Source organism: Inquilinus sp. (assembly GCF_039594555.1).
Taxonomy (GTDB): Bacteria; Pseudomonadota; Alphaproteobacteria; order DSM-16000; family Inquilinaceae; genus Inquilinus.
Genome location: NZ_JBCNNF010000281.1, coordinates 1 through 9170 on the forward strand (window position 1 = coordinate 1; position 9170 = coordinate 9170).

Consider the following 9170-nt stretch of genomic DNA (forward strand, 5'->3'; position numbering starts at 1 on the left):
ACGATGTTGGCGGATAGGCCGAGCTCCAGCGCCGTGTCGGTCACCGAGTCCGAGATCCAGGCCGCGTCGCGCCCGCCGGCATCGGCGAATTCCAGCCCCAGCAGCAGGCCGCGGCCACGGACGTCGCCGATGCAGGGATGGCGCCGCTGCAGCCCGCGCAGCCCCTCCATCAGCCGGGCCCCGGCCACGCCGGCCCGGGCCGCCAGCCCGTCACGGGCCACGATCTCCAGCACCTTCAGCCCGATGGCGGCGGGCAGCGGGTCGTTGACATGGGTGGTGTAGAACAGGAAGTCGCGCGCCTCGGCCTCGGCGGCGATCGCCTCGCTGGTCATCACCGCGGCCAGTGGCAGGCCGGCGCCCAGCGTCTTCGACAGGGTGAGGATATCCGGCACCACGCCGTCGCGCTCGAAGGCGAACATCAGCCCGGTGCGGCCGATGCCTGTCTGCGCCTCGTCCAGGATCAGCAGCATGCCGCGGGCCCGGCAGTGCTCCTGCAGCGCCGCCAAGTAGCCGGACGGCAGGTCCAGCACGCCGCCGCTGCTGAGGATCGGCTCGGCGATGAAGGCGGCCAGGTTGCCGGTGCTCTGCCGGTCCAGCAGCGCGAAGGAATCGTCCAGCTCCTGCCGCCAGTCCACGCCGGGGAAGCGCGGGCGATAGGGGTTCGGCGCCGGGATCGCGAACTGGCCGGGCATCAGCGGGCCGGTGCCGCGCCGCCCGGCCTTGTAGGTTGCGGCCGCGGCGGCGCCGGTCATGCCGTGCCAGGACTGGGTGAAGCCGACGATCTCCCATTTGCCGGTGACCAGCTTGGCCAGCCGGATCGCCGCCTCATTGGATTCGCCGCCGGTCGACAGCAGCATCACCTTCGGCAGGCCCGGCACCAGCGCGGCCAGCGCCTCGGCCAGGTCGACCACCGGCGCCGACAGCATCGAGGAGAACAGATGGTCCAGCCGGCCGACGCCGTCGCGCACCGTGGCCACGATCTCCGGATGCGAATGGCCGAGGATGGCGCTCATCTGGCCGGAGGTGAAGTCGAGCACCCGGCGGCCGGCGGCATCCCACAGGAACGCGCCCTCGGCCCGCACCGGCACGAAGGGCACGAAGTCGCCGCCATAGCGCAGCAGGTGGCGGCGGGCACGGGTCCAGAAGGTGGCGTCGAGATCGGCGGAGATGGCGTCCATGGCAGCAGTCCCCCTGAAAAGCCTGTGCCATCCTCCGCCCCGGCCTGCCCGACCGCAAACGCAGAGAATTCGCTGGACTCATGAGGTGAATTCACCATTCATCGGCTGATGAAGCGACCGCCCCTGCCGCTGCGCGCGCTCGCCGCCTTCGAGGCCGCCGCCCGCCTGGAGAGCTTCCGGGCGGCGGCGGAGGAGCTGGCGCTGACCCCGTCGGCGGTCAGCCACCAGGTGCGGATCCTGGAAGCGCGGCTGGGCCTGCGGCTGTTCAACCGGGTCGGCCGCGGCGTGGTGCTGTCGCCGGACGGCGCCGAGCTGTTCGGCCGGATCAGCGGCAGCTTCGACGTCCTGGCTGAGGCGGTGGAGGCCGCCGCCCGCCGCGGCCGCCGCGCCCGCCGGCCCGAGGTGGTGGTGGTGCGCACGCCGCCCTCGCTGGCCGGCAGCTGGCTGCTGCCCCGCCTGCCCGCCTTCCTGGCCGGGCATCCGGAGATCGACATCCGGGTCCATGCCGATCTGCGCTTGAGCACAGAGGGCGGCAGCCGGGCGGAGGCCGAGGGGGTGGACCTGGCGATCTGGTACGGCGACCACGCGCCGTCGACCGCGGTGCCGCTGCTGGCCGAGACGATCCAGCCGCTCTGCGCCCCGGCGCTGGCGGCGCGCGGAGATCTGCGCGGGCCGCGCGACCTGCTGGCCCTGCCGCTGATCGTCACCCGCGACAACCGCGTGTCCTGGGAGGGCTGGTTCCGCCGCCAGGGCGTGGCGCTGGACGACGGCTTCGCCGGCACGCTGCAGCTCGACCCGTCGCATGTCGCGATCGAGGCGGCGGTGAAGGGGCTGGGCGTGGTGCTGGAGAGCGACGCGCTGACCGAGGACGCGATGCGCGCCGGCCGGCTGGTGGCCCCCTTCCCCGGCCTCGGCGTGTCCTGGACCGCCTACTGGCTCGACATCGTTCCGGGCGCCATGCGGCGGGCCAGCGTGGCCGCGGTGCGTGCCTGGCTGCTGGAGAGTGCGGCGCGCCCTGCCGCCGATTAGAGCCGGTGTCAGCTCTTCGCGTTGCCTCTCCCGCGTGGCGGGATCATCTCACCCCGCTCGTCCCTTGCCGTCATTGCGAGGAGGCGAAGCCGACGAAGCAATCCATCGGGCCGCTCGCGCTGCACCATGGATTGCTTCGCTTCGCTCGCAATGACGGCGTCTGGTCGTCCGCAAACCTCTCCTACGCCACCCGCGGCAGCGGCTGGGCCTTGGCCGGCGGGCGCAGGGCCTCCGGGATCCAGTCGCCATGGGCGGCCAGCAGGTCGTCGACCAGCTTCCAGATCTGGTCGAGGTCCAGCTCCGCCGCAGTGTGCGGGTCCAGCATGGCGGCGTGGTAGATGTGGTCGCGGTTGCCGGTCAGCAGCGCCTCGACCGCCAGCGACTGGACGTTGATGTTGGTCTGCATCAGCGCCGCCAGATGCGGCGGCAGCCGGCCGATGCCGATCGGCTGCACGCCGTTGCGGTCGACCAGGCAGGGCACCTCGACCGTGCAGTCCCGCGGCAGGTTCTCGATCAGCCCGCCATTCTGCACATTGCCGTAGATCACCGCCGGCTGGCCGGTCTCCTTCGCCCGGATGATGGTCGAGCCATATTCGACGCTGCGCTTGATCTCCAGCGGCACGGTCGGGTCCTGCAGCTGGGCCTTCAGCGCGCCCCATCTGTCGATCTGCCGCTCGCAGCGGGTGATGTACTCGTCGAGCGGGATGTTGAACCGGTCGACGATCTCCTCGCGCCCGCGCTTGATGTACCAGGGCACGTATTCGCTGAAATGCTCGCTGGATTCGGTGACGAAGTAGCCGAGCCGCAGGAACATGTCGTAGCGGACGCGGTTCCACTCCGGCACCCGCCCCTCCTCCACCACCTTGCGGATCAGCGGCGTCAGGTCTTCGCCGTCGCGCTCGAACTTCAGGTAGAAGGCCATGTGGTTGATGCCGCCGCAGAGATAGCTGATCTCCTCGACCGGCACGCCGATATCCTCGGCGATCTCCGCCGCCGTGCCCTGCACGCTGTGGCACAGGCCGACGGTCTTGATCTTCGTCGCCCGGTTCAGCGCCCAGCAGTTCATCGCCATCGGGTTGGCGTATTGCAGATGGGTCACGTCGGGGCACAGCCGTTCCATGTCCCGCGCCTGCTCCAGCAGCACCGGTACGGTGCGCAGCGCCCGCATGATGCCGCCGATGCCCAGCGTGTCGGCGATGGTCTGGCGCAGCCCGTAGGTCTTCGGCACCTCGAAATCGGTCACGGTGCAGGGCTTGTAGCCGCCGACCTGGATCATGGTGATGGCGTAGTCGGCGCCGTCCAGCGCCCGGGCGCGGTCGGTCGTCGCCTCGATCGTCGCCGGCGCCTTCAGCGCCTCGGCGATGCGCCGGGCCACGGTCTCGGAGGTGGCGAGCCGCTCCGGGTCGATGTCGTAGAGGGTGATGCGCGCATCCGCCAGCTCCGGATAGGACAGGATGTCGCCGATCAGGTTCTTGGCGAAGACGGTGCTGCCGGCGCCGATGAAGGTGATCTTGGGAGAGGTCATGCGGAGGGTCCCGGTTGGCGGAAGGGCCCGCGGCGCGGCAGCCACGGGCCGAGTGGATCGAACGATTATTCGAACAGCGCGTTGACCTGGTCGTTCGCTTCTTTCAGCAGCGGCGCGACCGGCACGTCCTCGAGGAAGATCCGGTCGAAGGCCACGTTCATGGTCGACAGGATCTGCGGCGAGAAGTCGGTGATCGGGTACAGGAAGGTCTGGTCCGGCGTCGCCTCGCTGGTGAAGGCGGTGACGTCCTGGCCGCGGGTGGCGAAGGCGTCCTGCGCGATCTTGGCGGCCGACGGGATCGCCGGGAACACCACGCCGGCCTTGCCGATGATGCTCTGGCAGTCGGACGAGCCGAGGAACTTCACCCATTCCCACGCCTCGTCCGGGTGCTTGGTGCCGGTCCAGATCGAATCGCCGAGGCCGTTGAACATGCTCTTGCGGCCCTGCGGCCCCTTCGGCAGCGGCACGAAGCCGTAGGGGAAGGACACGTTCTTGGCGTACCAGGTGGAGTTCCAGGACCCGTCGGCGACGATCGCCCCCTTGCGGGCGCCCAGCAGCGCGGTGCCGCCCAGCGCGCCGACATCCTTCTGCGGCAGGCCGTAGCCCTTCTTCAGCGACAGGTCGCGCAGCCAGGTCAGGGTCTCGGCCAGCACCGGGTCGTCATAATGGTACTTGGTGCCCCAGGGCCCGTCGGTGAACTTGAAGCCGGCGGAGACGGCCAGCCAGCTCCACTGCGTCTGGCCGTAGCCGTCGATCTTCGGGGTGATCAGCCCGTACTGGACGACGTTCTTGGGGTCGAAGCCGGCCTCGTCGCCGCGCTTGCCGTTGGCGTCGAGCGACAGCTTGGCCAGGATCTTCTCGAAGCTGCCGCCATCCTTCGGGTTCCAGGTGGCGCTCTTCAGCTCGTCGACCGTCACTCCGGCCTTGTCCAGCATCTCCTTGTTGTAGACCAGGGCCACCGTGTCCCAGTCCTTCGGCATGCCGTACAGCTTGCCATCGCGGGTCCATAGGTCGACCAGGCCGGGGCTGTAGATCTTGGTGTCGACCTTGTCGCGCTCGACCATGGGCGTCAGGTCCATGATCTGGTTGTTGGCGACGAATTCGGGGTAGGAGCGCAGATGGTCGGCGAAGACGTCCGGCGCCTCGCCGGAGACGAAGCCGGTCGACAGCGTGGTCCAGTAGTCGAGCCAGCCATACTGCGTCACCTTGACGGTGATGTCCGGGTGCTTGGCGGTGAAGGCGGCGGCGCATTCCGCGTAATGCGGCGCCTGCAGCGCGTCCCACAGCCAGTAGTTCAGCTGCGTCTCGGCCCGGGCGGTGCCACCGGCCGCGGCCAGGGACAGGGCCGCCACGGACAGTTGCAGGATCCTCGACAGGCTCACACGCATCTCAGGCCTCCTCCGGTTTCGTTGGTTGGCATGCGGGTCATTTCAGCCCGCTGAACTGCAGGGATTCGACGACGCGACGGCCGAACAGCACGAGCAGGACGATCACCGGCACGATCGACAGCACGGTGCCGGCCATCAGCCCGGTCCAGTCCGGATTGCCGTTCTGCTGCTGGGTCTTGAACGCGGCCAGCGCCACCGACATGACCCGGACATCGGCCTCGCGCCCGACCAGGAACGGCCAGAAGAAGTCGTTCCAGGCGTTGATCGACAGCAGGATCGCCAGGGTGGCGATGGCGCTCTTGTGCACCGGCAGCACCACCGACCAGAAGGTGCGGAACGGCGTGGCGCCGTCGATCCGTGCCGCCTCCTCCAGCTCCCGCGGGGTCGACAGGAAGAACTGGCGCAGGAAGAACACGGCGAAGGGCGACATCAGCAGCGTCGGCGCCACCATGCCCTGGAAGGTGTTCAGCCAGCCCAGCTCCTTGATCAGCACGAAGTTGGGGATGAACAGCACGATCGCCGGGATCATGGTGGCGGCGATGAATAGGTAGAAGATCACCGTCGACCCGATGAAGCGGATCCGCGCGAAGGCATAGGCCGCCAGCGCCGAGAAGAAGACCTGCCCGCCCACCGTCAGCAGCGTGAAGATCAGGCTGTTGCGCAGCGCCAGAGCGAAGTTGATCGGCGTCGACGGCGTGGCCGGGTTGATCGGCGCCAGCCCCAGGACCCGGCGGAAATTGTCGAGGGTCACCTCGACCGGCACCAGCAAGGTCGCCTGGTCGAACAGCGTCGCGGTCGGCACCAGCGCCGTCTTCAGCGTGATCCACAGCGGGAACAGCGAGCAGAGGATGAAGGCGCCCAGCACCGCCCAGGCCAGGAGCCGGCCGGGGGACAGGCGGGACATCGGGGCGTGCGGCAGGGCGATCGCGGTCATGTCGCGTCCCTCACTCGAGGTCCGAGCTGCCGGCGCGCAGCGCCCGCATCTGCAGGATGGTGATCAGGATCAGCACCGCGAACAGCACCACCGACATCGCCGAGGCGTAGCCCATCTTCGAGAAGCGGAAGGCGCTTTCGTAGACGTACCAGATGATCGCGCTGGTCGAATTCGCCGGCCCGCCCTGGGTGGTGACGGCGATGGTGTCGAAGATCTGGAACGACCCGATCACGCTGGTCACCAGCACGAACACCAAAACCGGGCGCAGCAGCGGCAGGGTGATGCGGCGGAACACCACCCACTCCCCCGCCCCTTCCAGCCGTGCCGCCTCGTACAGCGACCGCGGGATCGCCTGCAGCCCGGCATAGAACAGCAGGGCGGTCAGGCCGACATGGCGCCAGATGTTGATGCCGGCGACCGACATGATGGCGAGGTCCGGCGTCGCCAGGAAGGATTGCCGCGGCACGCCGATCAGCCCGAGGAAGGCGTTGGTCATGCCCAGCAGCGGGTCCAGCAGCCACAGCCAGATCAGCGCGGCGATGACGTTGGACAGCAGGTAGGGCGCGATCACCACCGCCCGCAGCGCCACCGATTTGCTGAGCCGGTCCATCAGCACCGCCAGCACCAGGCCCAGAACGGTCTGCAGCGGGATGTTGTACAGCACATAGGCGACGGTGATGCGGGCCGACTGCCAGAAGCGCGGGTCGTCCATCAGCTTCAGGTAGTTGTCGAAGCCGACGAATTTCGGCGCCCGCATCAGGTTCCAGTTGGTCAGGCTGATCTCGACTGCCCGCAGCGTCGGGTAGAGATAGAAGACCGCGAAGCCGATCAGCGCCGGCAGGATGAACAGCCAACCGGTGACGTTGCGCTGCAGCGCCGCCCGCAGCTTCGGGCGGGACCGCAGCCAGCCGGCGGCGGCCGCCGGCCTGCTCAACTCCGCTGCCACCATCCCTCGACCATCCTCCCCGGATCGGGCCCCTGCAGCCTGCGGCGGCGGGACTTCTGTCTGCGGATGACACGTGTCACTTCCGTTACTAACACGTGTTAGCTATACTCAAACGAGATCCGGCCGGCTTGTCAAGCGCCGACCGGCATGGCAGAGGGACGAGGATGCACCCGGCCGGCCGGGTGCCCGCAAAGCGGATGGACATGGAACGACGCAGGGTCACCAGCCACGATGTCGCCCGCCGGGCCGGGGTGTCGCGCGCCACCGTGTCAATGGTGCTGAACCGGTCCGACGCAGTGGTGATCAGCGCCGAGACCCGGCAGCGCGTGCTGGACGCGGCGGCGGCGCTGGGCTACCGCCCGAACTCTGCGGCGCGGATGCTGGTGCGCGGCGACACCGAGACCATCGGCCTGGTGGTGACCGACCCGCAGGTGCTGACGGTCGACGGCTTCGTGCCGCAGCTCCTCTACGGCATCGCCCAGGCGACGAGCGAGAGCGGCTACCGCATCCTGCTTGAGGGGGTCGAGCCCGGCGCCGGGCCGCACGCCTATGCCGAGCTGGTGGAGGGCCGCCGGATCGACGGGCTGATCGTGCTGAACCCGCCGACCGACGCGCCGCAGATCCATGCCCTGATCGACCAGGGCTTCCCGCTGGTGCTGCTCGGCTCGGTCCGCCACCCGCGCGAGCATGCCTGCAACTTCTCCACCCGCCGCGCCATCCGCCGCTCGATGGACCATCTGGTCGGGCTGGGGCACAGGGCAATCGCCCATATCGGCTTCTCGCCGCCCGGCTTCGTCGCCACCGATGCGCGGCTGAACTCCTACCGTGAATCGCTGCGCGCCCATGGCATCGAGCCGGACGACCGGCTGGTGGCCTATGGCGCCTTCAGCGCGGAGAGCGGCCACCGGGCGATGCGCGAGCTGCTGGACCGCGACGGCCCGCGCCCGACTGCCGTGCTGGCCGGCAACGACACCATCGCCCTGGGCGCCCTGGCGGCGCTGACCGATGCCGGGCTGCGGGTGCCGGACGACATCGCCCTGGTCGGCTTCGACGACCTGCCCTTCGCCGCCCAGCTGCGCCCGGCCCTGACCACGGTGCGCAACCCGGGCGTCGAGCAGGGCCGCCAGGCGGCGCAGCTGCTGATCCGCCTGCTGAAGGGCGAGACGGTCGACCAGCGCCGCATCGCGCTGCCGACCGAGCTGGTGGTGCGCGACTCGTGCGGCGCCCGGCGGCGGGCCGGTTCCTAGAGCCGGTGCCTTTCCATCAAATCCGGTGTATTATTGATGCGCGCTCTCCACCTCGGAGAACGCGATTTTTATACGGGATTATTGAATGCGGAATTTCAAAACCTTCGCCCTGGCCGCGGGCGTCACCGGCGGCCTGATGGCGTTCGCCGCCCCGGCCGTTGCGGACGACCTGCAATTCACCCTCACCAACGCGACCTCGGTCAATGCCACGGAGTTCTACGTTTCGCCGGCCAGTGTCGACAATTGGGAGGACAACCTGCTGGAGGGCAAGTACCTGTCCTCCGGCAACGAGGTGACGGTGACCATCGGCGACGGCCGGCGCACCTGCACCTATGACCTGAAGACGGTGTTCGAGGACGGGCGGACGGCGGAGAATGACGGCGTCAACCTGTGCGAGCTCGGCAAGTACACGGTGCACGAGTGATCGGCCGCCGGGGTGGCGCCGTGCCGCCCCGGCCCTGATCTCACGGCGTCGCGGGCGTGCAGCCCGGACGGTCGAACAGAGCGGCCAGGCCGCAGGCTGAGGTCAGCATGCGGTCGCCGTCATGGCCGACGCCCTCGACCAGCAGCACCTTCTGCCGGAACCCGTCCGGATGGCGCCCGCGCAGATAGCCGGCATAGGCCTCGCCGCGGGCGAGACGGTACGGCCCCTGCGCCTCGGCCATGCAGGTCTTGTCCAGCGCCGGATGGTTCGGGTCGGTGTCGGCGGTGCCGAGCAGATAGGTCACGTCGCGGCCGAGATAGGCCTGCTCCAGCGCCGCCGGGGACGCCGGGCCGGCATAGGCCGGCAGGCCGGTCATGCCGTATTTCCAGCGGTCGAATTTCGGGCAGGACGCGGCGCCGGCGAAGGGGCCGAAGCCGCCCTCCCCGTCCGGGCGGTCGGCGGTGAAATAGGCATAGGTGGAGGGGTTGGCGACGACATA

General features: G+C 69.3%; 8 protein-coding genes and 1 pseudogene. 3 read left to right on the top strand and 6 right to left on the bottom strand.

Going from position 1 to position 9170, the window contains the following annotated elements:
* A partial coding sequence (locus ABDW35_RS25140; protein ID WP_343716601.1) for an aspartate aminotransferase family protein occupies nucleotides 1–1178 on the bottom strand: 1178 nt, incomplete at its 3' end.
* A gap of 108 nt (nucleotides 1179–1286) precedes the next feature.
* On the opposite strand from ABDW35_RS25140, the gene ABDW35_RS25145 reads away from it, so the two are divergent.
* On the top strand, nucleotides 1287–2207 hold the full coding sequence (locus tag ABDW35_RS25145) for a LysR substrate-binding domain-containing protein (RefSeq protein ID WP_343716602.1): 921 nt from the start codon (nucleotides 1287–1289) through the stop codon (nucleotides 2205–2207).
* Between the two features lie 181 nt (nucleotides 2208–2388).
* Here the strand turns inward: ABDW35_RS25145 and ABDW35_RS25150 are convergent, their stop codons facing one another.
* The 4 genes from ABDW35_RS25150 to ABDW35_RS25165 form a co-directional block, all read right to left on the bottom strand.
* On the bottom strand, nucleotides 2389–3732 hold the full coding sequence (locus tag ABDW35_RS25150; RefSeq protein WP_343716603.1) for an alpha-glucosidase/alpha-galactosidase: 1344 nt from the start codon (nucleotides 3730–3732) through the stop codon (nucleotides 2389–2391).
* Between the two features lie 65 nt (nucleotides 3733–3797).
* Entirely contained in the window at nucleotides 3798–5120 is a 1323-nt protein-coding gene (locus ABDW35_RS25155) for a sugar ABC transporter substrate-binding protein (protein WP_343716604.1), read from the bottom strand.
* 37 nt (nucleotides 5121–5157) lie between these two features.
* Nucleotides 5158–6054 carry a carbohydrate ABC transporter permease gene (locus ABDW35_RS25160; RefSeq protein WP_343716605.1) on the bottom strand — a complete coding sequence of 299 codons (897 nt, stop codon included), beginning with the start codon at nucleotides 6052–6054 and terminating at the stop codon, nucleotides 5158–5160.
* Between the two features lie 10 nt (nucleotides 6055–6064).
* On the bottom strand, nucleotides 6065–7003 hold the full coding sequence (locus tag ABDW35_RS25165) for a sugar ABC transporter permease (protein ID WP_343716606.1): 939 nt from the start codon (nucleotides 7001–7003) through the stop codon (nucleotides 6065–6067).
* A gap of 200 nt (nucleotides 7004–7203) precedes the next feature.
* On the opposite strand from ABDW35_RS25165, the gene ABDW35_RS25170 reads away from it, so the two are divergent.
* Together ABDW35_RS25170 and ABDW35_RS25175 are read left to right on the top strand one after the other, a co-directional pair.
* Nucleotides 7204–8247: a LacI family DNA-binding transcriptional regulator gene (locus ABDW35_RS25170; RefSeq protein ID WP_343716607.1), complete on the top strand. Its 1044-nt coding sequence runs from the start codon at nucleotides 7204–7206 to the stop codon at nucleotides 8245–8247.
* Nucleotides 8248–8332: 85 nt separating this feature from the next.
* Nucleotides 8333–8671 carry a hypothetical protein gene (locus ABDW35_RS25175; protein ID WP_343716608.1) on the top strand — a complete coding sequence of 113 codons (339 nt, stop codon included), beginning with the start codon at nucleotides 8333–8335 and terminating at the stop codon, nucleotides 8669–8671.
* A gap of 40 nt (nucleotides 8672–8711) precedes the next feature.
* On the opposite strand, the pseudogene ABDW35_RS25180 reads toward ABDW35_RS25175, so the two are convergent.
* Nucleotides 8712–9170: pseudogene (locus ABDW35_RS25180) on the bottom strand (hypothetical protein); the annotation flags it as partial.

What these genes read in the sequence shown, in the direction of transcription:
- ABDW35_RS25145 (WP_343716602.1), top strand. Translation starts at nt 1,287, where the DNA reads ATGAAGCGACCGCCCCTGCCGCTGCGCGCGCTCGCCGCCTTCGAGGCC.
- ABDW35_RS25150 (WP_343716603.1), bottom strand. Translation starts at nt 3,732, where the DNA reads ATGACCTCTCCCAAGATCACCTTCATCGGCGCCGGCAGCACCGTCTTC.
- ABDW35_RS25155 (WP_343716604.1), bottom strand. Translation starts at nt 5,120, where the DNA reads ATGCGTGTGAGCCTGTCGAGGATCCTGCAACTGTCCGTGGCGGCCCTG.
- ABDW35_RS25160 (WP_343716605.1), bottom strand. Translation starts at nt 6,054, where the DNA reads ATGACCGCGATCGCCCTGCCGCACGCCCCGATGTCCCGCCTGTCCCCC.
- ABDW35_RS25165 (WP_343716606.1), bottom strand. Translation starts at nt 7,003, where the DNA reads ATGGTGGCAGCGGAGTTGAGCAGGCCGGCGGCCGCCGCCGGCTGGCTG.
- ABDW35_RS25170 (WP_343716607.1), top strand. Translation starts at nt 7,204, where the DNA reads ATGGAACGACGCAGGGTCACCAGCCACGATGTCGCCCGCCGGGCCGGG.
- ABDW35_RS25175 (WP_343716608.1), top strand. Translation starts at nt 8,333, where the DNA reads ATGCGGAATTTCAAAACCTTCGCCCTGGCCGCGGGCGTCACCGGCGGC.